The organism is Advenella kashmirensis WT001, assembly GCF_000219915.2.
Taxonomy (GTDB): domain Bacteria; phylum Pseudomonadota; class Gammaproteobacteria; order Burkholderiales; family Burkholderiaceae_B; genus Advenella; species Advenella kashmirensis.
The window spans coordinates 1,314,690-1,340,261 of sequence record NC_017964.1; the positions used below are offsets into that span (position 1 = coordinate 1,314,690).

A 25,572-nucleotide genomic window follows, 5' to 3' on the forward strand; every position below is an offset into this window, starting at 1 on the left:
ATGCATGACTCTATTGGAGACAGCCATGAGCGAGCTGAAAGTCAATTACCAGACCAATCCGTCGCAGTACAAGCACCTCTCATTGACGACCGAAGGCAATGTTGCACGGCTGACGATTGACATCGATGAAGACAGTGGCATTCGTCCCGGCTATAAGCTGAAACTGAACTCCTATGATTTGGGTGTGGATATTGAATTGCACGATGCACTCAATCGCCTTCGGTTTGAACATCCGGAAGTGCGCAGCGTTGTTGTATCCAGTGGCAAAGAGCGCATTTTCTGCTCGGGCGCCAATATTTTCATGCTGGGTCTGTCCAGTCACGCGTGGAAAGTCAATTTCTGCAAGTTCACCAACGAGACGCGCAACAGCATAGAGGATACCAGCGAGCATTCAGGCGTGAAATTCATTGCTGCCGTCAACGGCGCCTGTGCTGGTGGCGGTTACGAGCTGGCCCTGGCCTGTGATGAAATCTATCTGGTGGATGATCGCTCCTCGTCGGTGTCGCTGCCTGAAGTTCCTTTGCTCGGGGTTCTGCCGGGGACCGGCGGGCTGACCCGGGTCACCGATAAACGCAAGGTTCGTCATGACCACGCTGATATTTTCTGCACCCTGGTTGAAGGCGTGCGCGGCCAGCGGGCTAAAGACTGGAAACTGGTTGATGAGGTCGTCAAGCCGGCCAGGTTTCAGGAAACCATCAGCGCCCGTGCACAGGAACTGGCGCAGCAGAATGCTTCAGGTTCATCGCCCGGGTTGCAGGGCGTGACGCTGACGGCGCTTGACAAACACGAAACGGCCGACAGCCTGCATTACAAATATGTCAATGTTGATATTGATCGCGCAGGCAAGTTCGCCACGTTCACCCTGCGAGGCCCCGAAGGGGCGTTGCCCGAAAGCATTGATGCCATTTTGCAGGCCGGTATGAGCTGGTGGCCGTTGCAAATGGCCCGCGAACTGGATGATGCCATTCTTTCCATGCGCACCAATGAACTGGACAGCGGGCTGTGGTTGATCAAGACGACAGGCAGCGCCGAGGCTGTGCTCAAAAGCGACGATATCCTGCTGAATCATAAGGACCATTGGTTCGTGCGCGAAACACTGGGTTTGCTGCGTCGTACTTTTGCAAGACTGGACGTTTCTTCGCGCTCTCTGTTTGCGCTGGTCGATGAAGGCTCATGCTTTGCCGGATCGTTGCTGGAGCCTGCGCTTGCCTGCGACCGCATCTATATGCTGACCCTGCCCGACGATGAAGATCGCACGCCGCGTATCACCGTTGGTCCGATCAATTTCGGCTTTTTGCCCATGGTGACGCGGCAGTCGCGTCTGGCGCGCCGCTTCTATGATGATCCGGTCAGCCTGGAACGGATCAAGGCGCTGGCCGGCAAGGGACTGGAAGGCGATCAGGCCGAACAGGCCGGCCTGGTTACTTATGCGCTGGATGATATCGACTGGGACGAAGAAGTGCGGATTGCCATTGAAGAGCGGGTGTCCATGTCGCCCGATGCGTTAACCGGCATGGAAGCCAACCTGCGCTTTAACGGCCCGGAAAATATGTGGACCCGGATTTTCGGCCGCCTGACGGCCTGGCAAAACTGGATCTTCATCCGGCCCAATGCGGTGGGTGAAAAAGGCGCCCTCAAATTGTATGGCAAGGGCGAAAAACCGAACTTTGACCGCAATCGCGTCTGACCCCATCGCATCTGGCTGCTAGCTGCGTATATCCATCAAAATGAAGGAGCCGGGTAAACTCATTGAAATACCCGCTCCATGACACTGGAGATCACTATGTCGAGTATCAATTACAGCGAAAAAATCCCCAATAACGTGAACCTGTCTGAAGACAGGACGCTGCAACGCGCGCTGGAGCACTGGCAACCGAATTATCGTAAATGGTGGAACGAAATGGGTCCCGACGGTTCCCAGGATTTTGACGTTTACTTGCGTACCGCGACCAGTGTAGATCCGCAGGGGTGGGCCTCCTTCGGCTATGTAAAGATGCCGGACTATCGCTGGGGCATCTTCCTGAACCCGCGCGATGCCGAGCGCCAGGTCAATTTCGGCGAACACAAGGGCGAGAAGGCCTGGCAGGATGTGCCGGGCGAACATCGCGCCAATCTGCGACGTATTATTGTGACCCAGGGCGACACTGAGCCGGCATCGGTGGAACAGCAGCGCCATCTGGGCCTGACTGCGCCTTCCATGTATGACTTGCGCAATCTGTTTCAGGTCAACGTGGAAGAGGGACGGCATTTGTGGGCCATGGTGTACCTGCTGCATAAGCATTTCGGTCGTGATGGCCGCGAGGAAGCCGAGGCGTTGCTTGAGCGCAATAGCGGCGACGAAGACAATCCGCGGATTCTGGCGGCCTTCAATGAAAAAACGCCAGACTGGCTGTCGTTTTATATGTTCACGTATTTCACTGACCGTGACGGTAAATTTCAATTGTGTGCGCTGGCCGAATCCGGCTTTGACCCGCTGGCCCGTACGACCAAATTCATGCTGACCGAAGAGGCGCATCATATGTTTGTGGGCGAGTCGGGCGTATCCCGGGTCATTCAGCGAACCTGCGAGGTGATGAACCAATTGAAAACCGACGATGCCGCGCGTCTTCGCGAGGCTGGCGTGATTGATCTGGAAACCATTCAGCGCTATCTGAATTTCCACTTCAGTGTCACCATTGACCTGTTTGGTGCCGACGAATCCAGTAACGCAGCTACGTTCTACAACACCGGGTTGAAAGGACGCTATGAAGAAACCAAGCGTGATGACGATCATAAACTATACGATCGCACCTACAATGTGCTGGCGGTGCAGGACGGTCGCCTGGTCGAGCGCTCCGTGCCGATGCTAAACGCCCTGAACGAAGTGTTGCGCGATGACTATATCAAGGATTCGGTCGGTGGCGTCAATCGCTGGAACAAAGTCATTGAAAAGGCGGGTATTGCCTTTCGCCTGAAGACGCCGCACAAGGCATTTAACCGAAGTATCGGCACCCTGTCGGGCGTGTTTGTTTCTCCAGAAGGCACGATGATGTCCGAGGCTGAATGGGTCAAGCGCGAGCGCGACTGGCTGCCGACCCATGAGGACCGGGCCTTTGTCGCTTCACTAATGGGGCGCGTTGTCGAACCAGGCAAATTTGCCAACTGGATCGCGCCGCCGGTCATGGGTATCAATCGACAGCCGGTTGATTTCGAGTATGTGCGATTCAACTGATCGGGGATGCCCGACACGGGCATCCAACAATATGGAAATAGATCCAGGAGGTAGACTGTTATGGCGACGATCGAATTAGCCCAGGTAATAAAAAAACAGCACCTGATTGATCCGGAAATTTGCATACGCTGCAACACATGCGAGGAAACCTGTCCGATCGATGCGATTACGCACGACGGCACCAATTACGTCGTCAGGCCCGATGTCTGCAACCACTGCATGGCCTGTGTGGCGCCCTGTCCGACCGGTGCCATAGACAACTGGCAGCCGGTGCTCGCCGAAAAAATGTATTCACTCGATGAACAATACAGCTGGGACGAGTTGCCTGCGCCGCTGGCGCTGGATGTGGCGGACATAACGGCGCTCGCCGATGCCGGCGCGACTGGTGCTGACGCGGATGCCGATGCCGAAGTAACCATTCAGGGTAGCAATTATGTGGCCGGCTCGCAGGTCCCTCCCTGGTCGGCCTCGCACAGCTATACGAATTTGTACGGCACGCGCAACGTGGTGACGGCAACGGTGTCGGGAAACTACCGGCTGACCGATGAGTCATCCGATAGCGACATTCGCCATGTCGTGCTGGATTTTGGCGATGCTCCCTTTCCGGTACTGGAAGGTCAGTCTATCGGCATTATTCCGCCCGGCACCGACGCCGGCGACCGTTTGCATCATGCCCGTCAATACTCGCTGGCCAGTCCGCGAGACGGCGAGCGGCCCCGCTACAACAACGTATCGATCACCGTCAAGCGGGTGGTGCAGGACTATGATGGCAATCCGGTCAGGGGCGTCTGCTCCAATTACGTATGTGATTTGAAGAAGGGCGACAAGGTACAGGTTATCGGCCCTTTCGGGCATACTTTCCTGATGCCGAATCACCCTGGTGCCAATATCATCATGATCTGCACCGGAACCGGCAGTGCGCCCATGCGCGCGATGACCGAGAGGCGCCGACGCAAGCGCCTGCAGGAGCCGGGCGACGATCGCGGCAAACTCATGCTCTTCTTTGGCGCTCGTTGCAAGGAAGAATTGCCTTATTTCGGCCCGCTCAACAAGCTGCCCAAAGACTTTATCGATATTAACTTTGCATTTTCACGCACGCCTGGCGAACCCAAGAAATATGTGCAGGATGTGATGCGCGAACGCTTGCCCGATCTGCTGGCGTTGCTCAGGAACGACGACACTTATATTTATGTCTGTGGCGTCAAGGGCATGGAATCGGGCGTGCTGGAGGTGTTGCAGGAAGCGGCCGCATCAGGCGGTATGCAATGGAGCGAACTGCATGCTACGCTCAGGCAAAAAGGGCGTCTGCATCTGGAGACGTATTAATTCCTGCCATTGTGTGAACCGGGAAAAAGTCGCAGCCTGTGAACCAGGCGCGGCTTTTTTTTGCGCTTGGATGGGGCTTGCCAATGAATGGACGGGACATAAGTCATATGTCATGCCATGTGGGCACTGCGACAGCATGCAGTGCCAGCGCTGAACGTGAAACCTGATTATTACCATATAACCATTGGTTATTTTATTGGCTTTTGTTATGCTGATATAGTTTTCTTCACGAATATATGCATTCCAAATAACGTTTGAGCATAACGCCAACTATCAGGAAATCTTCATGAAACAGAGAAAACTACTAGCCTTGCTGGGCGCAACCCTCATCGGCCTGAGTGCCGTCAACGCGCAGGCTGATCAACTGGACGATATCAAGAAAAACGGTGAACTGGTTGTCGGCGTCCTGGGCACAGATGAACCTGCCACCTTTATTGATCCCAAAACCCGAGAGTTCATCGGTTATGAAGTGGACCTTGCCAAGGCAGTCGCCGACAAGATCGGCGTCAAGGCGCGCTTCAAACAGGTCGCCGTAGCGGCGCGCATTCCCGAACTGCAGCAAAAGCATGTTGATATCATTGCCGCGGGCCTGACGCACAACAAAGAGCGCGAAGCGCAGATCGATTTTTCCGTGACCACATTTGTGACCGGACAGAAGGCGCTGGTGCGCAGCGACAGCGGTATCACCGATCTGGCCGGTTTGTCGGGCAAGAAAGTGCTGACCATTCGTGGCGGCACCCAGGAGCCCAATATCCGCAAGGCGGTGCCAGATGTAAACGTGGTCACCTTCGATACCAGCCAGCAGGCGTTTCTTGCATTGCAACAAGGCAAGGGCGTAGGCTATGTTGACGATGAAGCCGCCCTGTTGCGCGTCTACGCCAAGCTGGGTCCCAAACAGAGAGATTTTGTGGTGCTCAAGCAAAGCATCAGCGAAGAGCCGCTGGCATTCGGCTTGCGCAAAGGCGAGGCCGGGTTGAAAAAGGTCGTTGACGATACGCTGCGTGAACTCGAAGCCTCTGGCCAGGCCGAGAAAATTTTCTTCAAGTGGTACGGACCGGATACCAAATCACAGTTTTCAACGCGCAGCTTTAAACTCGAAACCGATAAGATTTAAGAGTAGACTGGATATCCGCAAGACAGCATCGGAACACGACCGGTAGCTGTTGCCAAGCGACGGCGTGTGCTGCGCTCGACCTGCGCAGCGGATTTCACGCCGTTTTTTGTTCCATGACTACGCGACCAATACATGCCCGAGTTTGACGCTTCCATGCTGCTTAGCGGCCGGTACCATGACATGCTGCTGGCAGGATTATGGCTGTCCATACAGTTGCTGGCCATTTCACTGGTGCTCGCGCTGCCGCTGGCCACCTGTATCGCCTTGCTGCGTCTGTCGCCGTTTCGGCTGTTGCGTGGCGTGGGCTTCGCCTACGTAGAGACCATTCGCAATATCCCCTTGCTGGCACATATGCTGTTCTGGTATTTTGGCGCTCCCGAGCTGCTGCCCGAAGCAGCAAAGCAATGGCTTTACGCAGGTAATACCGAAGCCAGCTGCGCGGTCATCGCCCTTACGCTTTACACCGCAGCTTATATGGCTGAAGACATCCGCAGCGGGATTCGGGCCATTTCATTTGTACAGATGGAAGCGGCGCGTGCGCTGGGCCTGAGTTTTCTGGCCGCCATGCGTCTGGTTATCCTGCCACAGGCCATGCGCGTCATTACGCCCCCGTTGATTTCGCAGACACTGAATTTGTGGAAAAACACCAGTATTGCAACCGTCATTGGCGTGGCAGAGCTTATGTATCAGGCAGGCCAGGTTGAAAGCGCCAGCTTCAGAAGTTTTGAATCGTTTGCCTTTGCCACCTCTGCCTATCTGAGCCTGTCGCTGCTGATCACCGCGCTGGCGGCATGGTTCCAGCACCGTTATCCGCCGAGGGCGCTATGAGCGGATTTCTTGAGATCATTGATACGTACTGGTTGTACTTTCTGGTTGGCCAGTATCCGAACGGACCGCTGGGCGGGTTGGCGTTAACGTTGTTGCTGGCTAGTTGTGCGCTGGTCATGGCCATGCCGCTGGGAATTGCCCTGGCGTTTGCCCGCATCAGTCCGTGGCGCGCCGTGCGCTGGCCTGTGAGTCTCCTGGTTTTTGTGGTGCGCGGAACGCCGTTGCTGATGGTGGTGTTCTGGGCGTATTTCTTTTTGCCCAGCGTGACCGGCGTAAAAACCAATCAGTTCTGGACCATGCTAATTGCATTGGTCATTTTCGACGCGGCCTATCTGGCCGAGATTATCCGGGCCGGCATTCAGGGTCTGCCCAAGGGCCAGATGGAGAGTGCCCGTTCGCTGGGTTTTGGTTATTTTCGGGCCATGCGACTGGTTGTATTGCCGCAGGCAATCAGGCATATGTTGCCATCGCTGATCAACCAGTTTATCTCGACGATCAAGGAAACCTCATTGGGTTATATCATTGGTCTTGCTGAAGTGTCTTTTATCACCTCGCAAATCAATACCCAGGTGATGGTGTATCCGGCACAGATCTATCTCGTCCTGGGCCTGACCTACCTGCTGCTGTGTTTCGGCCTGTCCCGTTTTGCCTACTGGCTTGAACGCCGGCGTGGGAAACAGCAAGCGGCGCTTGTGGCCCGCAAGGAAGCAACATGATTGAATTTGAAAATGTGAATAAATGGTATGACAAGTATCATGCCCTGGTCGATGTCACGGAAACCGTTGCGCGTGGGGAAGTGGTCGTCGTTTGCGGCCCTTCGGGATCGGGAAAATCCACCCTGATCCGCACCATCAATCGCCTGGAGCCCATCCAGGCCGGCCATATCCGCGTTAACGGACAGGACATTCATGATAAATCAATTGATTTGAATGCCTTTCGCTCTGGCATAGGCTTTGTTTTTCAGCAGTTCAATCTGTTTCCGCATTTGAGCGCCCTGGAAAACTGCACCCTGGCGCCCATGCATCTGCGCGGGCTGTCTGCCAAGGCGGCGCGGGAAAAAGCCTTGTCCTTGCTGGATCGGGTCGGACTGGCCCATAAGGCCGACGCGATGCCCGACGCATTGTCGGGCGGGCAGCAGCAGCGCGTTGCCATCGCTCGTGCGCTGGCCATGGAGCCGCCACTAATGTTATTTGACGAACCAACCAGTTCGCTGGATCCTGAGATGGTCGGGGAAGTATTGTTGGTTATGCGCGATCTGGCCAGAGACGGCATGACCATGGTATGTGTGACGCACGAGATGGGGTTTGCGCGCGAAGTGGCGGACCGAATTCTGTTTATGGATGCCGGCAAAATGCTGGAGCGTGCGACACCGGACGATTTTTTCAATCGTCCGCAGCACCCCAGGCTGCCCAGTTTCTCGCCGATATACGCACGCCTTTCGCCCGGGCGGTATAACAGCGGTTTGCCCGGGCATGATGACAATTGGAATAATCTTGCCCTTGCGCCCGCAGTCGCTATTGCAGTCGTTTGCGAACTGCCGGGTGCCGGATCTTCAACCATTCATTCGATCAAGACCATGACTTATACCTCAGCACCCCATGCGGCATTACCGATCATTGATGTCTCTGCGCTGATCACCGATAGCAGCCCCAAGGCATTGCAGACGGTTGCCGATCACATTCGCAATGCCTGCCGTGCCCATGGCTTTTTTTATGTTTCGGGGCATGGTGTACAGATGCCGTTGATACAGCGCCTGGATGCGCTCAGCCGCCAGTTCTTTGCCCTGGACGTGCAGGAAAAAATGCGCTGGCGAATGGCACTGGGTGGCCGGGCGTGGCGTGGTTATTTTCCTCTTGGGGGTGAATTGACGTCGGGCAGGCCCGACTGGAAAGAAGGGCTTTATCTGGGCACCGAGCTGGCCGATGACCATCCGCTGGTTCAGGCAGGCACACCGGTGCATGGGCGCAACCTGTTTCCCGATATTCCGGATTTGCGACAAACCATCTTGCAATACATGGAAGCGGTGACCGCGCTGGGCCACGCCCTGATGCGCGGCATTGCGCTCAGTCTGGCGTTGCCGGCAGACTACTTCGCGCGCCGCTACACGGCAGACCCCCTGATTTTGTTTCGCATATTTAATTATCCAACCCAGGAGGTGCCCAAGGACATGGATGTGCAATGGGGCGTTGGCGAACATACGGATTACGGTTTATTGACTATATTGCTGCAGGACCAGATTGGTGGCCTGCAGGTAAAAACGCCCGGCGGCTGGGTGGATGCAACGCCGGTGCCCGGCACTTTCATTTGCAATATCGGCGACATGCTGGAACGCATGACCGGCGGCTGGTATCGATCAACCGCCCATCGGGTTATACGCAACACCTCGGGGCACGATCGGCTGTCTTTTCCGCTGTTCTTTGACCCCAATTACTTTGCTCAGGTGCAGCCCATCGAAGGACTGCCCGCCGTTCCCGATCCGGACGACAGCGCATCGCGCTGGGATAAGGCGAATGTACATGCCTTCAATGGCATTTATGGAGATTATTTGCTCAATAAAGTATCCAGGGTATTTCCGCAATTGCGCCAGGAGGTCTTGTAAGGGGGTGGCTAACGCGCATGGATATTGTATGACGCAGGATGGCGTGATGTACCGCCCACAGGCAGGGGGGGCCGTGCTTAGTCGCGACAGAATAATCATCAGATAATCCCGACAATCCTATTGTTAACTATATGAATTATTACAACGGCGTTATAATGCACAGAACCGTCTGCAATCATTTTCTGCCGGACGCCGTGTCTACCAATGCCTGCCGGCAAACAGGATTTTATTTTGAAACCAACTGATCAAGACGCACTTGACAACTTTGAAAGTTCGGTCGGATTTCGACTCTTTGCGGAACGCAAGCAGCTTACATTATCGCTGCCAGAGCAAATTGCCGCCCAGTTGGGTGACCAGATCATCAGTGGCTCCATGGCCAACGGCGCACATATTCCTGAGCAGGAATTGGCCGAACGGTACGAGGTCAGTCGCGGGCCAGTACGCGAAGCGTTAAGAATCCTGGAACGAGAGGGCCTGGTTGTCGTCAACCCCAGACGCGGAGCCAGCGTGTCAGAGCTGAACGCCGATGAGCTGGCGGAAATCTTCGAAGTGCGTAGCAGCCTGCTGTCTCTGGCAGCACGAAAAAATGCGGCGGCTCAAAACCCGGAATTGCTCAAGTTGCTTGAGCACGGTATCAAAAAGCTTGCGTCATGCATTGACACGCCTGCCGATGGCAGTCTTTACGCCGAGACGACTTATCGCCTGTCTTTGCTGTCAGCGCGTTACGCCAACAATACGCGCTTAAGCCAGATCGTGACCTCCTTGTCATTGCAAACCCTGCGTTATTCCAAGCTGCAATTTCGATCCAGGGAACGGCGAGTGCGTTCTATCGAGCACTGGCAACGCTCCCTGCAGGCCTGCCGGGCGGGTGATGCTGAACTGGCGGCACAGATCTGCCAGCAGCGGATCCAGGAGTCCTGGGATGCCACCCTGGCGGCCCTGCAAGCCGAGACGCACTAACCGATCAGGCCGATTGGTCGCATTGGATCCGTGTTGCTACGGTTTGGCAGTGCGATTCATCACGCGACAAGCGGACGCTTTTTATCGGGCGCCGCCTGCCTCACAATATCTTGTGCCAACTGCGTGTGAACCTGTCCCTGGCAAAATTCCGGGTATTCCAATGCGGCCAGCAGAAACGGCAGATTGGTCTTGATACCTTCGATCGCGCTGTCTGATAACGCATTTTTTAAGCGTTCAATGGCCTGGTGTCGGGTGGCGCCATGCGCGATTACCTTGGCAATCATGGGATCATAAAACGGTGAAACCCGCGTGCCTTCAGCATAACCGGTTTCAATGCGAATGCCGGCGCCCTGGCTCAATCGAAAAACGTTCAATAAGCCGGGAGACGGGGTGAAGCGCCATGGGTCTTCGGCATAAATGCGAACCTGGATCGCATGGCCGTCCGGGGCCTGCGGCCGATCAGGAATGACCTCGTGCAGACGTTTGCCGGCGGCCAGTGCAATCTGGCTTTGCACAATGTCAATGCCCGTGACCGCTTCGGTCACACCATGTTCGACCTGCAGTCGCGTATTCATTTCCAGAAAACTGAAACCGGTCTGCTGATCGTATAAGGTTTCCACCGTTCCAATATTGTTATATTTCACGTTTTCCATGATGCGAACTGCGGTGTCTGCCATCGATACGAGCGTGGTTCTGTCAATGGCTGGGGCACCCGCTTCTTCAATGACTTTCTGGTGGCGGCGCTGGATGGAACAATCGCGCTCGAAAAGATGCATGGCGTTGCCAAAGTTGTCTGCCATGATCTGGAATTCGATATGGCGCGGCTGCGCAAAGAGGCGCTCGGCATACAGCTGGCTGTTGGCGAAGCTTCTTTGTGCCAGACTCGTGGCCTGTTCGAGTGCGGCCGGCAGTGCCGATGCTTCATGCACCGCGATCATGCCAATGCCGCCACCGCCTGCCGCCGGCTTGATCAGCAATGGAAAGCCCGCGCTTGCGGCCTGGCTGCACTGCTGTTGGGTCGTGCCGTGGAGGATGCCGCTGCTGCGACACATCGGCATCCCATGGCGTGCCATCAATTCCCGTGCCCGGGTTTTATGCCCCATGGAGTCGATCCATTGGGGCGCCGGACCAATGAACACCAACCCGGCGCGTTGCACGCGTTCAGCGAACTTGGCATTTTCCGACAGAAAGCCATAACCTGGATGGATGGCGTCGACGCCGACCGATTGCGCTGCAGCGAGTATTTTGTCGATATTCAGATAGCTGTCGGCAGCCGCGGGAGCGCCAATACAGATCTTCTCTTGTGCCTGGCGTACATAGGGCAGGTCGGCATCTGCCTCTGAATAGACCACGGCGCAGTCTATGTTCATTTGCCTTGCGGCACGAATAATTCTTGCTGACGACTGCGCCCCGGTTAGCCACCAGTATTTTCTTGAACATCCTCTTATCCCCTCTCGCACTCGGCAACGCCATTAAGTTAGCTCTCGAGTAATGATTGATTGTGTAATTCCAGTTTGTATATTATATTATTGTTAACAATCTGTTTGTTAATTTATTTATAGGACAAAAATAATGGATGTTCTGTCAGAAGTGACCGGCACGGTATGGAAAATCGTTGTTAACGATGGCGATACGGTTCAGGAGGGCCAGACCTTGCTGATTGTGGAATCCATGAAAATGGAAATCCCGGTAGAGGCGCCTGCCGGTGGCCAGGCCACCGTTCTGGTTCAGGAAGGCAGTGCCGTCGAAGAGGGCATGGTGGTCGCACGTATGAATGATGCCTGAATCAGTGGCCGATCTGAACCCTTATTTGCAACAGGAGAATATGTTGAATCCACCCTCGATTAATCCGCAATCCATGGCCGCAGCCGAGGCCCAGCCGCTGGCGGGCGTCAAGGTGATCGAGATCTGCAGCACCATTGCCGGACCCGCTTGCGGGCGCTGCTGGCTGATTTTGGCGCCGATGTCATCAAAATAGAGCCTCCCCAGGGGGATCCGGTTCGCCAGATGGGCAGTCATGTGGGTGATATTTCCCTGTATGCCGCGTCCATCCTGCGCAACAAGCGCTCGGTCGTGATCGATCTGAAATCCGAGCAGGGCCGCAAGCTGGCGCTGGCGCTGATGGCGGGGGCCGATATTGTGCTGGAAAATAATCGGCCAGGCGTCCTGGAAAGACTGGGGCTGGGTTATGAACAGGTATCGGCGCAACATCCGGGCATCATCTTTGTGCGCATCAGCGGATATGGTCAGGACGGGCCCTATGCCCAAAGGCCGGGTTACGGCGCGATCTGCGAGGCCGTGGGCGGCGTCAGACATATGACCGGAGACCCGGATCGGCCGCCGGCGCGCGTCGCATTGGCGACAACCGACTATCTGACCTCGGTGTATGCGGCTTTTGGCGCAATGGGTGCTTTGCGCAGCCGCGATCGGACCGGGCAGGGCCAGGTCGTGGATGTTGCGCTGTATGAAACCGCCTTCACACAACTGGAGCCGCTGGTTCCCGCGTATCAGAAGCTCAAAAAAATTCCGATGCGGGTCGGCGCGAACCTGCCTTCCATGGCGCCCAACAGCCTTTATCCCACACGCGACAATAATTATTTGCTGATTGCAGCCAACAGCAACGCTACTTTCGAACGTTTGCTCAAGCTGATGGATCGGCTTGACCTGCTGGACGATACGCGCTTTTGCTCGATTCGTGCACGGGGACAAAAACCCAATATGACGGACCTGGATGCGATTATCAGCGCATGGACGCGGCAGTATGATGCCGTCGAACTGGAACAGATGATCATTGCCGTGGAAGTGCCTGTATCCAGAGTCTATACGATAGCCGACATCTTCGACGATCCGCATTATCAGGCACGCGGGATGATTGCCGATGTGCCGCACCCGCAACTGGCGTCTGTGGCCCAGGTGGGCATCGTGCCGCGCCTGTCTGCCACGCCGGGCAGCATCCGCTTTACCGGGCCCGATCTGGGTGCGGACACGGTCAGTGTATTGCGCGACGAGCTGGGTATCGACGACCAGACCATAGAAGACCTGCTGCGCGACGGAGTGATCGCGACAGGGCATTGACCTGACTTTACAGCTTTGGACATGGCGTGTCGCGCCTGGCCTGCTGTTATTACAAACCAATATAGAAGAGACTATGCAAACATTCGAATATCATGGCCAGCAGTGGAAAGAGGAATACGAAGAGCTAAACAAACGTCGCAAAATGGCCCAGGCCATGGGGGCGAGCAAGCCTTGCTCAGGCACAAGGAACGCGGGCGGCTGAATGCGCGGGAGCGCATGGACGCGTTGCTCGATCCCGGCAGTTTCGTGAAATGGGCAGACTGGCAGGCAAGGGGCGTTATGACGAAAATGGTCGCTTCATCGATATGTCGCCCGTTAATGCAATTATCGGCACCGGTAAAATTGAGAGCAGAACAGTCGTGGTCTCGGGTGATGACTATACCTTGCGCGCTGGATCTTCCGAGTCCACGATTGCCGATAAGTGGATCTACGCTGAGCGATTGGCAATAACCGTGGGGGCGCCACTGATCAGAATGGTCGATAGTGCTGGCGGCAGTGTGAAGTTGCTTGCACAGATGCACGGTACCAAGATTCCGGGTTATCCGACCTGGCCGGCCATAAAACTGCTGGACCAGGTGCCGGTCGTGGGCATTGCTCTGGGTTCATGTGCCGGGCTTGGCGCCATGAAGGTGCTGTTATCCCATTTCTCCGTTATGGTGCGTGATCAGGCGCAGGTATTTGCCGCGGGTCCTCCGGTTGTGAAACAAGCCTATGGCATTGAGATCGACAAGAACGATCTTGGCGGCTATAAAGTGCATCGCCGCAGCGCTCTTGTTCATAACGAAGCAGTCGACGAAGCCGACGCCTTCGCCCAGGTGAAGCGCTTCCTGAGCTATCTGCCGCCAAACAGCGATCAGCTGGCGCAGCGCACCGCATCCGATGATTCGCCGGACCGGGTTGAAGACTGGCTGGCAGATGCAATTCCGAAGGACCGGCGCAAAATTTTTGATCCTCGCAAAATTCTGGCTGCAATCTGTGATCGTGATTCTATCTTTGAAATCGGTCGCTGGCAGGGTGGATCAGTCATTACGGCACTGGCGCGCATTGATGGCTACCCAGTGGGTATTCTTTGCAGCGATCCGAAAATAGCGGGCGGCGCCATGACGGTGGCGGCGGCCTATAAAACCGAAAGGCATGTCAAACTGTGCGACACATTTGGCTTGCCCGTCATCAACTTCGTTGACCAGCCAGGCAATGCAACCGGTCCAGAGGCTGAACTGCAGGGAACCCTGCTGTCGGCCGTGCGGGTGCTGAGCACCATTGAAAAGGCAGACATTCCCTGGTTCTCGGTGATCATGCGGCGCTGCTTCGGTATGGCCGGCGGCATGCATGCACCAAAGCATTTTCCGGCACTCAACCACCGGGTCGCGTGGCCGTCTGCCCGGTGGGGGTCAATTCCCATCGAGGGCGGCGTATATGCGGCACATCGGCGCGAGATTGATACGGCAGACGATCCGATCGCCACGCGCGAGCGGCTTGAGGCGCAATACCATCACCTGGGTTCACCTTTTCGCACCGCCGAGGCTTTCGGCATACTGGACATCATCGACCCGCGTGAGACACGCTCCATGCTTTGTGACTGGGTTGAGCAGGCATGGCAGATGCTTGCCGTAAGGCGAGGTAAAAAAGCATAGATTTGGTTCACCAAGCGCAGGCAGCAGAACGTGCGTTCATTATTTTTACAAAAGAAGCGAGCGTCAGTCTCGCTCAATCTACCATCTGAGGAGATCAGCATGAGTCTTAATATTCGGACCAGACGGTTCGGCAAAACAGGCATCTGCCTATTTTTTGTCTCTGCATTGATGACGGCCGGCGCCGGTCATGCACAACAGACGGACACCAGCAAGTGGCAGCCTGGCAAAGGTGAGTTCATTGTGCCGGCAGGCCCGGGCGGGGCGCTTGACACTGCAGCCCGGATGATTTCGCATTTATTGCAAACGAAAAATTTGTATCCCAATCTTGTCGTAGTGAACAATCCAGGCGGCAATATGGCCATCGCCCTTAACGCCCTGGATAAACACAAGGGTGACGGCAATTACGTGATGACCTCGGTCAGTTCGCTCATGAACCAGGAAATACTGGGCAAAATCCAGCACAAGTTGAGTGACTACACAGAGATCGCGACGCTGTTCGACGAATATGTTGCGGTCGCGGTTCGGGCTGACTCTCCATATAAAAATATCCACGATCTGATTGCCAAGTTCAAGGCATCTCCTGGAACCTTAAATGTCGGTGTGGCGACCTCCATTGGCAACCATATTCATGTCGGCATCGCGAGCCCCTTGAAAAAGGCGGGTGTCGACATCAGCAAAATGACCGTGGTGCCCTACAAATCCTCGTCCGAGTCCATGACTGCATTGCAGGGTGGCCATCTTGATGTTGTCGCCGCCACCACGCCCAATCTTATCGGGCTGCTCAAAAGCGGCGCAATACGGGTTCTGGCCATCGGTGCGCCTGATCGCCTGAGTTCGCCTTTTGAAAATGTACCGACCTGGGTAGAAGAAGGCATTGACGTCGTGCCAAGTTCTGCACAAGGAGTATTGGGCCCCAAGGATATGCCCAAGGAGCAGCTTGATGTGTGGGTGGATATGCTGGCCACCATCGCCGCCACTGAAGAATGGAAGGCATTCCTGGCCAAGAACCATTGGCGGGAACACTATCTTGGCCCAGAAGACACGCGTCAATATCGGGCTCGCGAATACAAGCAGATCCGCACTGTGCTGACGGATCTGGGACTGGTAAAAAAATAGCGCGCTAACCTTGCCGCCCTGTCGCAGGAGATCATTGGCCGGTTACACGTGCAACCATGTCAATTGCCATCAGGTTCGGTGTTTCCATCATAAGCGGGCGACAGTGGTGTGGCTTGCAAGCGCGCGTTTGCAACACAGCAGACAGAAAGAAGCGCCATCTGTCATTTGTCGAACGAGCCAGTGAGCAGGCATCCTGCGGCGCACCGGCTGGTAGTCGGTAATTGTCGGTTGACCGGAATAAAGTCAGGTGCCAACGCTCAACGGTGCACGCAATTTGCGCAGCAAGGCAACAACGCTTTGCGCGGTAATACGCCCCGTTTTGGGGTTGTCAGAGGGAATATTCTGGATTTCCACCGACAGCAGCGCCGCATCGGAAACGACCTCGATGCGATGCGTATTGCGCTCCAGAAAAGGGTCCGCCCACACCTCCAGGAAAGTTTTGTCGGGACCGACACCGGCCAGTGCGACGCTGGCTGCCACATTCAGATTGGCCGGAAAGCCGGCTGCGGCCTCGCGGGCCGTTCCGGAAAAAAGCATGGTAGGTTCCGTGAACGTCATCACATCGATATTCTGCGCTTGCAAAAATGGCGCACCCGCAAAGCCCCTTAGCGGCTTGCGCGAAGTCATCCTGACCGATTCAATCGTGCCTTCGGCTGCGCCCAGAATGGCGTCCAGCCCGACAATGGCGCCTGATGCAATGAGAATTTGCCCGTCATGGGCTTTGGCCAGTTCCACCAGCTCGGGGTGTGCCAGCAGTGCGCCGCTGCTCAGGCAGATCACCTTTTTTCCCTTTTCCAGAAACGGAATGGCAATGTGCGGCAACAATTGCGCCGGCGCACATTCAATCACAATATCGCAGCAGGCCTCCATCTGATCCAGCAGGACAAACTGTGGCACAGGCGTGTCTTTCCAGTCGAATGTCGGCGGCGCGGCCGGGTCCCTGACACCCACTGCCGCAAGCTGTACGCCTGCAACGCCGTTAGTCAGTTGGGTTGCGATAGACCGGCCGATTGCACCAAAGCCTGCTATTCCAATACGTAAGTCTTGCATCTGTAATATTCCTGTTGAAAAGGGGGCAGCCTGGTGCCCGTAGAGGTTACTTCATCGGCGGCGCAGGCAGGCGACGATAGTGCCTTGCCTTTATGTTGCGAGTTCGTGAGATGTTCTGATCGTTCGCAGACGCGACAATGGCAATGCGACCGCCGGTTTGTTGTCGGCATTCTCGCTACTGCATCGCCTGGATGGTGCAATGGCGATGCCGGTTCACTGGCCTGTATATTGGAAGCTATTGGTGAAAATAGGCGTTGGCGACATGCTGGCGCACACTGTCTGGGTCCGTAAAATCCATATCTGTCCGTTTGCTCTCAGTTTCCACCAACTCCATGAATTTGACCGCCTCGACATTATCCAGCTGTCGTGTCTGGCCATTGCTGTAATGAAATCGCACCGAGGCAATATCGTGATCGTCGCCATAAAAAAGACTTACCGACTGCACCAATTCCATCTTCGTCTCCCGGTTATTCGAAAAAAACATCCTGCAGCAAGGGCATCACTGCACCAGCAGCGTTTCCCACATCATGCCATATTTGGCATGCGCAGCATACCGGATGAATGCGCGGCTACTAACGTCAGTGAATGCCTGTGAGATTAGACAATAGACGGGCGGCAGCCGGAAACCGAGGGAAAAATTGGGTAAAAGTTGGTTAATGCCGGTCCAAACACAATTGAAATTATGCTAAAGATAGTATTAAGGCCACGATTGATTGCCATTCTGGTGTGTGCCTTGTTTCACTTATCTTATATGAGGTGATGCTATGAATACCGATGAAACCATTCAGCAAAAGGCAGCTGCCGCTGCCGACAAAGCGCAGGCGGCAACCGAGCAGTTGGTTGACGATCCCAAAGAGGAAATCAAGCGCCGGGCGGGCCAGGCAGCCGGCAATGCAACGTATGCGTTCAATTCGCTGGTCGATTCGATCGAAGATTGCACCAGACGCAGCCCCGGATGCGCGTTGCTTATTGCCGGTCTGGTTGGCGTGTGCGTCGGACGCCATTTCTATAAGAAGTAGATCCCGCGTAGCGGTTCGAGTGTGCTGGTGCGCTGGGTAGGCTGCCTGTCCGTGCAGGCTTCATGCCTGCTTGCACGTTTATGTTCGGTGACAATACCCGGAGCAGGCGGCGAGGGCGCTGACCTGCCGGCTATGGACAAAAAAACCGTCGTTCCGGCCAAAGCGGATTGTTCATCACGCGCCTTGGAGCCGCCCGACAGGCAAACAACAAGGAGAAGCGATGTTGCACGATCCGTTGGTGTTAATCCTGATGTATTTTATCGTCCCGCTATGGCTTATTGCCGGGTTTGCCGACTGGCTTTGCCATCGCGCCAGCCATATCGAGAAGACTGCCGGCGTCAAGGAGTCTGCGCTTCATTTACTGCAGTTTGCGGAAATTGGTCTTGGACTGCTGGCCGCACTTTTTCTGGAAATCAATGCGGGCATTATTGCCTTCTTGATCATCGTTTTTTTTGTTCATGAAGCCACGGCACTGTGGGATGTCAGTTATGCAGTCGCCGAACGCAAGGTCACGCCCGTCGAGCAGCATATTCACAGCTTTCTGGAAATCATTCCCATGATCGCTATCATATGCGTCAGCGCGTTGCACTGGGACCAGTTTCTGGCGCTTTTTGGCTTCGGTCCTGAAAATGCGCGGTTCTCCCTGGGCTGGAAGACTCCGCCCGTACCGTTGTCATATGTGATTGCGCTGTTGATCTGCGTTTTACTGCTCGCCGTTATTCCGTATGCCGAAGAGCTGTATCGTGGCGTACGCGCCAGGCGTTCGTCAGTCAAGTGATAGCAGACCTGGGCACATGCAGTATGGCGAGGGTCGCGCTGGCGCAGCAGGCGGCCATTGTTGACCTGCGGTGCTGCGTCCCATGGGCTGGCGGGACATCCAGTAAAGGACAGCATTATCTCGTTGGGAACAATCTTTGCACTGAGCTCCGCGCTTCTGTACGGTATTGTCGATTTTGCAGGCGGCAAGATATCGAGGCAGATTAGCGGCATTGCCTTTGCATACCACGTGCAATTGACCGGACTTGCTGCGGCTTTGGCATTCGTGCCGCTTGCGCCGGAAACCCTGCGGGCCGGTGACCTCGGATGGGGTGCCCTGTCTGGCCTGGGAAGCGGCATGGCTATCATGTTTCTCTACACGGGCATGGGGAAAGCAAAATCAGCCAGGTCGTTCCTGTGGTCGCGGTGTTGGGCGCTGCCATTCCGGTTTTGGTCAGCATATTCCTGCTCGGGGAGCGACCTGGCGTACTCGCGCTCTCTGGCGTAGTGCTGGCGCTCCCGTCTATCTGGATGGTGTCCGGAGCCGGGCGACCCGGCGATGACAAAGGGATGGACGGGCTGTCTGACTGCCTGGTCGCCGGGTTGGGTGTAGCCCTGCAATATACGGCAATGGGTCATGTGTCTGCAGAGTCCGGCGTGTGGCCGCTGGTAGCCAATCGGACGGTGTCCATTATGCTTGTTGTTGCCTACGGCAGGACTGTTGGTCGGCGACTGCATATCCCTGCCGGGTATCTCTGGAGCGCCTTGTGGATTGGCGCGGCTGCTTCGGGTTCATTAGCATTGTATGCGCTATCTACCCGCTATTCTATGTTGTCGATTTCGGTTGTGCTATCTTCTTTATATCCGGTGATTCCAACGGTGCTGGCCGTATGGCTGCTTAGGGAACGGCTCGTACCCATACAACTGGTCGGACTGATGAGTGCAGCCGCCGCCGTGGTCCTTATCACCGTCGAATAAATCACATTTGACATTGTTCCTCAGGTAGCCCGTCCAGTCAGCCCAAAACGATTGGAATGGCATGTGAAGGCCATGCTACGCTCCACCGCTTATTGCGCTCGTAAGTACACGTAACTGCGCAAATAATCAACCTTGGTAAATTTGAGCAATTGGCCGATAACGTCGCGCAGTACGTCCCAGCTTGCTCTCATGCAGTACCGATCATGAATATATAACAGATCTTTCATCCATATAGGCTTGTTAAACAGTTGTAACGCGGCGTTCTTGCTGCCAGCTTTCCTTGTTAGTATGAATCGTCCGTTATTTGATGATACAGAACGGAGGTATGCATGAACAAAGACATTGCTCAGGGTAAGTGGGCTCAAATCAAGGGCGCCATCAAGCAAACGTGGGCAACCTGACCGATGACGACATCGCCCAGATCAACGGCGATGCCCAAAAGCTTTGTGGCCTGCTGCAGGAGACCTACGGCAAAAGCCGTGAAGATGCGCAACGCGAAGTCGATCACTTCTGGAGCAGACACGGCCAGCCGTAGCAAGCCCATGAACAGCACCCGCCGCTTGCGGGTGCTTATTCTTTCAGGAGATACCTATGTTATCCGTCCAATTGAAAAAAATACTGTTTATTTCTGCATTATGTGTGGTGCCGGTGACGGGATCGGCGCAGTCGACCAACCCGGCTACGGATATGAAGCCGGAGACAGCGACACGGCCGCATGAAAACGAGCTGCCCGGCAGCGACGAGTCCTTCCTTAATAATGCCGCCGAAGCCGGGCTGGCCGAGATTGCCGGCGCGAAACTGGCGCAGAAAAAGGCACGGTCCAGTCAGGTCAAGGATTTTGCTGAAAAAATGATCGCTGATCATACCAAGGTCAATGATGAACTCAAGGCACTGGCAACGAACAAGGGTGTCACTGTATCGACCGAACCTTCAATAGCGCAAAAAGCGGAACTGCAGGCGCTGGAAATTCTGGATGATACTTTTGACAAGAACTACGTTGACAGACTGGCGGTAGCGGCGCACGAAAGCACAATAGAGCTGTTCAGGGAAGCGGCGGAGAAAGGTGAAGATGTAGACGTCAAGTCCTTCGCCAAAGCCAAACTGCCGTCCCTGGAGTCCCATTTGCAGATGGCCAGGGCACTACAAACGGCAACCAATACAGAAAAGTAGAGCTTGGCTGTTCAAAATTAATTCGGAGAATGCAATGACGATTGAAACCAACATCTGGGGGCACGCAGGTGTGCCTCTGGATAAGCAGCGCTTCAACTGGCAGGAGATGGCCGGCAAGCCCATCAGCAAACTGGATGACGATGCCTTTACAAGGGTCCGTATCATTTTATTGAATGGACTCGAACTGGATGCGCTGCGACTCAAGCATATCGCTGCCCGCATGAATCGTGATCTCAGGGTTCCACTTGCGCAGCTAAGACGGGTGGAGCAGCATCAGGCTACGATGATCAACTGGCTGATTTCCGCGGACCATTCCCCTTTGGAGACTACTATTGCCTATGAGCAGGTGGCCATCGAAGTGACTGCTGCCGTCGCCCAGCAGGAGCCGGATCCTTACCAGGCACAGACATACCGGTTTGGCCTGCTGGAGGACTTTGATCATCTATACCGTTACAGTGCGATGCTCGACAGGCTCGAGGGCAAGGATGCCAATAATATTATCCAGGGATATACGGACATTGTGCCCGGACGCGACACCGTGGATGAGCATCGCGCTCCCGAGGACGATGTAAGGGACTCCTATGATCGCGAAGATGCCCAGTTGGCGACGAAATTGCATGCCACACTGATCACGGCTGCAGAATACCAGACCCATGATTACTACATGAATATCGGGCCGACCTTTGCAGATCCGGTGGCTCGCCAGCTTTACGCAGAAATTGCATCGATCGAAGAACAGCATGTTACCCAGTATGGTTCGCTGCAGGATCCCCAGGAATCGCTGCTGGAAAAAATTCTGATCCACGAGGCTACCGAAGTCTATACCTATTACAGTTGCAGTATGAGCGAAACCAATCCGCGAATCCGCGCATTATGGGAACGCTTCCTGGACTATGAGCTGGGCCATCTGACGTTTGTTGCGGAACTGTTCAAAAAATATGAACGGCGCGATCCGGCCGAAGTGCTGGGAACGGTCATGCCCGCACCGCTTCCGTTTGCATCGCAACGTGCGTTTATCCGCCCCGTACTGGCTGATGAAAAGTGCTTGAGTTCCAAAGGCACCGGCTATGTCTCCAGGTCCGAAGAGAGCGCAGCGACGCGGGATGCCAGGGCAACGTTGAATGCAGCAGGGTCGCCAAGCAATGCGGCGTCTGCGGGCTATCAATGGACGCCAGGCACTGAGCTGAATCGCCATGTTACCAAACAGGAGATTTCTTATGCAGAAACATGACACACCAGGTACAAACCGTAGTGGCAGTACGCTAAACCCGTCGCTCATACAGACCCAACTGGCTTTTGCCGAATCCGTGGCGGCGACACCGGTGCAAGGTTCGGAAAATATTAAGACCGTTCGCATGCAATACATTGCCCACGCCGACGTCGTCGGCTCGCCTGCACCGTTGCTGAATCAGGACAGTGCGCTGGGAAAAGCGCTGAGCGAAAGGGGCCTGGAGGCACAAATATTTGCCGATAAGCTTGGCCAGCGGCTCGCTTTTGAAAGAAGCGGCGTACGTCTGTATGAGGCCCTGATGGACAAGGTACTGGCGACAGAATTCGCGGGTAAGCCGGAACTGACTGCTGATATTGGTCACATTTGTCAGGAGGAAACAGAGCATTTTCTTATGCTCAAGAACATCATGGAGTACCTGGGCGCCGATCCCACTGCGATCACGCCGGCAGCCAATGTCAGTGGCGTGGCGGCCCAGGGCTTTTTGCAGGTTATCACCGATCCGCGTACAACGCTGCCGCAGTGCCTGGAGGCGATGCTATCGCTGGAATTGACCGACAGCACCTGTTGGGAGCACTTGATTGAAGCGGCCGATAAAGCGGATATGGACGCGGTCACCGAGAATTTCCGGCAAGCTGCGGAAACTGAGAAAGAGCACGTGCAAATCATAGAGAAGTGGCTCAAGGCAGTGACGTACGTCTAGTATGAGCCGGTTAATCATTCATGGCCGGGCCGTCGTGCCAGAACCTTAGTAGATGCAGGTCGCCCCTGATCATGGGGGTGACAGCTTTTCTGCGGCTCTTTCTGGCGCGGACCCAGACCTTGCCTGTCCAGTATGCTTCGCGCTCTGCGCCGGTAAACAACCTGATCGAATAGGTGCCTGGTCTGGGCGGAACAGCGTCGTCGATGCAATGCCACATCTGGCGTCTCCTTGGTGGTAGGCATGTGCCGGTTTTATTGTGCAGCAGGAATAACAGGCTATAACAAAATGACAAAAGCATGTTCGGCGATTCGTATCAAAATTTGTCCTGGGCGCTGAAACACGCGCCGGAGAAAATTAATATTTGTGTTGAACGTTCCGGTAACTGTCTACATATAATGCTTAAGCGCATCCAATGTTTGCCACAGGTCTTCTACTGCGTGGTAAAAAAAAATTTGCAATTGTGTTGCCGCAGTCTGGAGGTTGGGCCGAGGAACGCATCCCGCCACTTGCCGTGGGACCGGCCGTCATTTGCGCAGCCGTCGCCGTTATCGGTAATCTCGCTGTCATTGTGGCCGGGGTGGCTTGCGCCTACGAACCATCCGGGGCGTCATCCCAGGATTCCTCGATTGCAGATCCTGTGTCCGATGAGTAATACCGGGTATTCTTGGGCATGGGGTAGGAGAGGATGAACCTGATGGACCCGTCTTCATTGTGGATAGTCATCGACCCCTCCAGAGCAAGCATATAACAGTGTCCAAAATTGAGCACCAGACGACGCGACGTCGCATGAAAATAATCGCCGCTTTCGCCTTCTTTCGTAAATTTCCAGAGCCCGTCTTCTTTCAAAAGGTGAAACTTATGCATTTTTTTCTCCTTATCAAAGCAGTTGAGGAATTATTCTTTACTGGAATATCTCTGCCTATCGGGTCGTGGGCGCCGATAGGCGGTGGTTGTGCCCCACTCTTGTTGCCCAAAGCGATTATATGGATTGCCAATCCCAAAAAGCAAGCCCTGCTTTTGACAAACGCCTGCGAGGTCCCTGTTTGCCCCGAGCGCTTTGGAGAGCAAAAAAACGGCGGCTGACAAGCGTACCGGTAAATCGCCGATCCACTCCCTTTGCTGATGCTGCCGATTTTTTCTGATGCGCCGCCATTTTGAAAAATAGCCTTCTGTTTACATTTGGTAGAGCCTCTCAATATATGGCACCACATTTTTTAAAAACGACATAGCACCGTGATCGTCGCCTGTTAAAGCCCGCAGCTAGTCACTTAATTACAGTTGTCATAGAGTTGAAGGAACAAGACAACAGACTACTTGTAATTGTTAACAAGAAAAGCGTTATAACGTTTGCATTTAGATTGCTGTGCGCAAATACTGAACCGTAACAACGAAGCTTGTCAACGAATAACTATCGCCATCCTGCGGGAGATGGTTGTCAAATGGATCGGTCCGAGAAAAGTCATAAGTGGATCGGTCAGGCAGATCGGTTCTGCATTAACAGGAGCAAAGCGACATGCAAACAATAGCGGTTGTCAGTGAACATGCATCTCCATTGGCTGCACTGGGCGGCGTCGACAGCGGTGGACAGAATCTGTATGTGGCCCATGTTGCGCGCGGGCTGGCGCATCTTGGTCATCGTGTAGATATTTATACCCGGCTGGACAATCCCGGTCTGCCCGCCCAATTGGACTGGTATGACAACGTGCGGATCATCCACGTTCCCGCCGGTCCTGCAATAGCCTTGCCCAAGGAAAGCCTGTTGCCACATATGAAGGCCTTCGGACAGTATATGCAGAACTACGTGCGTGATCACGGGATTGACTATGACGTGATTCATGCCAACTTTTTCATGTCGGCCATGGCAGCACTGCCGCTGGCCAGGATGTCGGGCACCCCCCTGGCGGTTACCTTTCATGCCCTGGGCAAAGTCCGGCGCATGCATCAGTCGCAAAACGATCATTTCTCTGACCATCGTTTCGCAATCGAAGAGGAAATCGTGCGTCATGCCGATTGTATTATTGCGGAGTGCCCTCAGGACCGGCAGGACCTGATAGATCTGTATGAAGCCGATCCACGGCATATCAAAATGGTGCCTTGTGGCTACGATCCGGATGAACTGGCGCCCATGGACAAACAAAAGGCGCGCCAGGTTCTGGGCTGGGACCCATCGGCGTATTACATCCTCCAGCTGGGACGCATGGTGCCACGCAAAGGAATAGACACGGTGATTCGTGCCTTATCCCGCTTGCGTGACGTGCACAAAATTGACGCCCGATTGTGTGTTGTGGGCGGCAATCTGTCGGACGTGAATCTGGCCGACATCGATGAATACGAACGACTCAGCGCCATTGCAGTTGAAATGCAGGTAGATCGCTGGGTGAATTTTGCGGGTAGCCGGGCGCGTCATGAGCTAAGCCGCTACTACGGCGCCAGTGACGTCTTCGTGACGACGCCCTGGTACGAGCCCTTCGGTATTACACCCCTGGAAGCAATGGCATGTGAGCGCCCGGTGATAGGGTCAAATACGGGTGGCATCAAATACACCATTGTTGACGGCAAGACCGGCTTTCTGGTCCCGCCCCGGAACCCTGACGCGACAGCAGAGAAACTGGCCATTCTGGCACAGGCCCCTGAGCTGGCGCAAACAATGGGCCGGGCGGGGGCCCGGCGGGCGCAACGTATGTTCACCTGGCAGCAGGTAAGCATGCAATTATCCGGCATATTTCAAGAACTGGGCAGCCAAGCCGCAATGCCTTACGGTTATGCACGATCCTTGGACGCGCCTGCTATTCACTAACCCAATAC

At 55.0% G+C, this 25,572-nt stretch carries 28 protein-coding genes and 2 pseudogenes; 25 read left to right on the forward strand and 5 right to left on the reverse strand.

What is annotated here, in order from left to right; all coding sequences use genetic code 11:
* Positions 1-25 precede the first annotated feature (25 nt).
* The 10 genes and pseudogenes from boxC (at position 26) to TKWG_RS06230 (ending at position 10,038) form a co-directional block, all read left to right on the forward strand.
* Positions 26-1,687 (forward strand): 2,3-epoxybenzoyl-CoA dihydrolase, encoded by a 1,662-nt coding sequence (gene boxC / locus TKWG_RS06195; protein WP_014750025.1) that lies wholly within the window; start codon positions 26-28, stop codon positions 1,685-1,687.
* A gap of 96 nt (positions 1,688-1,783) precedes the next feature.
* On the forward strand, positions 1,784-3,211 hold the full coding sequence (gene boxB / locus TKWG_RS06200) for a benzoyl-CoA 2,3-epoxidase subunit BoxB (protein ID WP_014750026.1): 1,428 nt from the start codon (positions 1,784-1,786) through the stop codon (positions 3,209-3,211).
* A 60-nt stretch (positions 3,212-3,271) separates the two neighbouring features.
* Positions 3,272-4,537: a benzoyl-CoA 2,3-epoxidase subunit BoxA gene (gene boxA, locus TKWG_RS06205; protein WP_014750027.1), complete on the forward strand. Its 1,266-nt coding sequence runs from the start codon at positions 3,272-3,274 to the stop codon at positions 4,535-4,537.
* 286 nt (positions 4,538-4,823) lie between these two features.
* Positions 4,824-5,651 (forward strand): ABC transporter substrate-binding protein, encoded by an 828-nt coding sequence (locus TKWG_RS06210; protein ID WP_014750028.1) that lies wholly within the window; start codon positions 4,824-4,826, stop codon positions 5,649-5,651.
* Positions 5,652-5,783: 132 nt separating this feature from the next.
* Positions 5,784-6,479 (forward strand): amino acid ABC transporter permease, encoded by a 696-nt coding sequence (locus tag TKWG_RS06215; RefSeq protein WP_014750029.1) that lies wholly within the window; start codon positions 5,784-5,786, stop codon positions 6,477-6,479.
* Positions 6,476-7,195: an amino acid ABC transporter permease gene (locus TKWG_RS06220; RefSeq protein ID WP_014750030.1), complete on the forward strand. Its 720-nt coding sequence runs from the start codon at positions 6,476-6,478 to the stop codon at positions 7,193-7,195. The genes TKWG_RS06215 and TKWG_RS06220 overlap by 4 nt, the downstream gene beginning before the upstream one ends.
* Positions 7,192-7,934: pseudogene (locus TKWG_RS22350) on the forward strand (amino acid ABC transporter ATP-binding protein). Before TKWG_RS06220 ends, TKWG_RS22350 begins: the two are co-directional and overlap by 4 nt.
* A 163-nt stretch (positions 7,935-8,097) precedes the next feature.
* A pseudogene (locus TKWG_RS26925) lies at positions 8,098-8,448 on the forward strand (2-oxoglutarate and iron-dependent oxygenase domain-containing protein); the annotation flags it as partial.
* A 78-nt stretch (positions 8,449-8,526) separates the two neighbouring features.
* A complete protein-coding gene (locus TKWG_RS26930; protein ID WP_407636914.1) occupies positions 8,527-9,078 on the forward strand; it encodes a 2OG-Fe(II) oxygenase family protein in 552 nt (183 codons plus the stop codon).
* Positions 9,079-9,309: 231 nt separating this feature from the next.
* Positions 9,310-10,038 carry a GntR family transcriptional regulator gene (locus TKWG_RS06230; RefSeq protein WP_041709928.1) on the forward strand — a complete coding sequence of 243 codons (729 nt, stop codon included), beginning with the start codon at positions 9,310-9,312 and terminating at the stop codon, positions 10,036-10,038.
* Between the two features lie 59 nt (positions 10,039-10,097).
* Here the strand turns inward: TKWG_RS06230 and TKWG_RS06235 are convergent, their stop codons facing one another.
* Positions 10,098-11,408 carry an acetyl-CoA carboxylase biotin carboxylase subunit gene (locus TKWG_RS06235; protein WP_014750033.1) on the reverse strand — a complete coding sequence of 437 codons (1,311 nt, stop codon included), beginning with the start codon at positions 11,406-11,408 and terminating at the stop codon, positions 10,098-10,100.
* 202 nt (positions 11,409-11,610) lie between these two features.
* On the opposite strand from TKWG_RS06235, the gene TKWG_RS06240 reads away from it, so the two are divergent.
* The 6 genes from TKWG_RS06240 to TKWG_RS06255 all read left to right on the forward strand — a co-directional run bounded on the left by TKWG_RS06240 (position 11,611) and on the right by TKWG_RS06255 (position 15,863).
* Complete coding sequence (locus TKWG_RS06240) at positions 11,611-11,823, forward strand: acetyl-CoA carboxylase biotin carboxyl carrier protein subunit (protein WP_014750034.1); 213 nt, start codon at positions 11,611-11,613, stop codon at positions 11,821-11,823.
* Entirely contained in the window at positions 11,813-12,016 is a 204-nt protein-coding gene (locus TKWG_RS24645) for a hypothetical protein (RefSeq protein WP_014750035.1), read from the forward strand. Before TKWG_RS06240 ends, TKWG_RS24645 begins: the two co-directional genes overlap by 11 nt.
* Positions 11,971-13,113, forward strand: a complete 1,143-nt coding sequence (locus tag TKWG_RS06245; protein ID WP_238534322.1) for a CaiB/BaiF CoA transferase family protein — start codon at positions 11,971-11,973, stop codon at positions 13,111-13,113. Before TKWG_RS24645 ends, TKWG_RS06245 begins: the two co-directional genes overlap by 46 nt.
* Positions 13,114-13,186: 73 nt before the next feature.
* Complete coding sequence (locus TKWG_RS25855; RefSeq protein WP_014750037.1) at positions 13,187-13,315, forward strand: hypothetical protein; 129 nt, start codon at positions 13,187-13,189, stop codon at positions 13,313-13,315.
* A gap of 49 nt (positions 13,316-13,364) precedes the next feature.
* Complete coding sequence (locus TKWG_RS06250; RefSeq protein ID WP_014750038.1) at positions 13,365-14,747, forward strand: acyl-CoA carboxylase subunit beta; 1,383 nt, start codon at positions 13,365-13,367, stop codon at positions 14,745-14,747.
* Between the two features lie 99 nt (positions 14,748-14,846).
* Positions 14,847-15,863, forward strand: a complete 1,017-nt coding sequence (locus TKWG_RS06255) for a Bug family tripartite tricarboxylate transporter substrate binding protein (RefSeq protein WP_014750039.1) — start codon at positions 14,847-14,849, stop codon at positions 15,861-15,863.
* A gap of 243 nt (positions 15,864-16,106) precedes the next feature.
* Here TKWG_RS06255 and TKWG_RS06260 read toward each other — a convergent pair whose 3' ends face one another.
* Entirely contained in the window at positions 16,107-16,913 is an 807-nt protein-coding gene (locus TKWG_RS06260; protein ID WP_014750040.1) for an aspartate dehydrogenase, read from the reverse strand.
* A 235-nt stretch (positions 16,914-17,148) separates the two neighbouring features.
* Positions 17,149-17,367 (reverse strand): hypothetical protein, encoded by a 219-nt coding sequence (locus TKWG_RS06265; protein WP_014750041.1) that lies wholly within the window; start codon positions 17,365-17,367, stop codon positions 17,149-17,151.
* Positions 17,368-17,677: 310 nt separating this feature from the next.
* Between TKWG_RS06265 and TKWG_RS06270 the strand changes: the two genes are divergently transcribed.
* The 3 genes from TKWG_RS06270 (at position 17,678) to TKWG_RS21240 (ending at position 19,666) form a co-directional block, all read left to right on the forward strand.
* Positions 17,678-17,932, forward strand: coding sequence for a hypothetical protein (locus TKWG_RS06270; protein WP_014750042.1), 255 nt, complete (start codon positions 17,678-17,680; stop codon positions 17,930-17,932).
* 220 nt (positions 17,933-18,152) lie between these two features.
* Positions 18,153-18,710 carry a hypothetical protein gene (locus TKWG_RS06275; protein WP_014750043.1) on the forward strand — a complete coding sequence of 186 codons (558 nt, stop codon included), beginning with the start codon at positions 18,153-18,155 and terminating at the stop codon, positions 18,708-18,710.
* Positions 18,711-19,015: 305 nt separating this feature from the next.
* On the forward strand, positions 19,016-19,666 hold the full coding sequence (locus TKWG_RS21240; RefSeq protein WP_148274488.1) for a DMT family transporter: 651 nt from the start codon (positions 19,016-19,018) through the stop codon (positions 19,664-19,666).
* Between the two features lie 361 nt (positions 19,667-20,027).
* Here the strand turns inward: TKWG_RS21240 and TKWG_RS23565 are convergent, their stop codons facing one another.
* On the reverse strand, positions 20,028-20,210 hold the full coding sequence (locus tag TKWG_RS23565; protein ID WP_171815130.1) for a hypothetical protein: 183 nt from the start codon (positions 20,208-20,210) through the stop codon (positions 20,028-20,030).
* Between the two features lie 47 nt (positions 20,211-20,257).
* Between TKWG_RS23565 and TKWG_RS06290 the strand changes: the two genes are divergently transcribed.
* The 3 genes from TKWG_RS06290 to TKWG_RS06300 are packed head-to-tail and all read left to right on the forward strand — an operon-like array spanning position 20,258 to position 22,767.
* Positions 20,258-20,836, forward strand: coding sequence for a DUF4142 domain-containing protein (locus tag TKWG_RS06290; protein ID WP_014750047.1), 579 nt, complete (start codon positions 20,258-20,260; stop codon positions 20,834-20,836).
* Between the two features lie 34 nt (positions 20,837-20,870).
* Positions 20,871-22,067 (forward strand): hypothetical protein, encoded by a 1,197-nt coding sequence (locus tag TKWG_RS06295; RefSeq protein ID WP_014750048.1) that lies wholly within the window; start codon positions 20,871-20,873, stop codon positions 22,065-22,067.
* Positions 22,054-22,767, forward strand: a complete 714-nt coding sequence (locus TKWG_RS06300) for a ferritin-like domain-containing protein (protein ID WP_014750049.1) — start codon at positions 22,054-22,056, stop codon at positions 22,765-22,767. The genes TKWG_RS06295 and TKWG_RS06300 overlap by 14 nt, the downstream gene beginning before the upstream one ends.
* A gap of 10 nt (positions 22,768-22,777) precedes the next feature.
* Here TKWG_RS06300 and TKWG_RS06305 read toward each other — a convergent pair whose 3' ends face one another.
* The gene (locus TKWG_RS06305; RefSeq protein WP_014750050.1) at positions 22,778-22,984 is read right to left on the reverse strand and encodes a hypothetical protein; all 207 of its coding nucleotides are present in this window, start codon (positions 22,982-22,984) and stop codon (positions 22,778-22,780) included.
* Positions 22,985-23,179: 195 nt separating this feature from the next.
* On the opposite strand from TKWG_RS06305, the gene TKWG_RS06310 reads away from it, so the two are divergent.
* The 3 genes from TKWG_RS06310 (at position 23,180) to TKWG_RS06320 (ending at position 25,564) form a co-directional block, all read left to right on the forward strand.
* On the forward strand, positions 23,180-23,419 hold the full coding sequence (locus TKWG_RS06310; protein ID WP_014750051.1) for a hypothetical protein: 240 nt from the start codon (positions 23,180-23,182) through the stop codon (positions 23,417-23,419).
* Positions 23,420-23,517: 98 nt separating this feature from the next.
* Positions 23,518-23,850, forward strand: coding sequence for a hypothetical protein (locus TKWG_RS06315; RefSeq protein ID WP_171815131.1), 333 nt, complete (start codon positions 23,518-23,520; stop codon positions 23,848-23,850).
* A gap of 430 nt (positions 23,851-24,280) precedes the next feature.
* The gene (locus tag TKWG_RS06320; RefSeq protein ID WP_014750053.1) at positions 24,281-25,564 is read left to right on the forward strand and encodes a glycosyltransferase; all 1,284 of its coding nucleotides are present in this window, start codon (positions 24,281-24,283) and stop codon (positions 25,562-25,564) included.
* Positions 25,565-25,572: the final 8 nt, after the last annotated feature.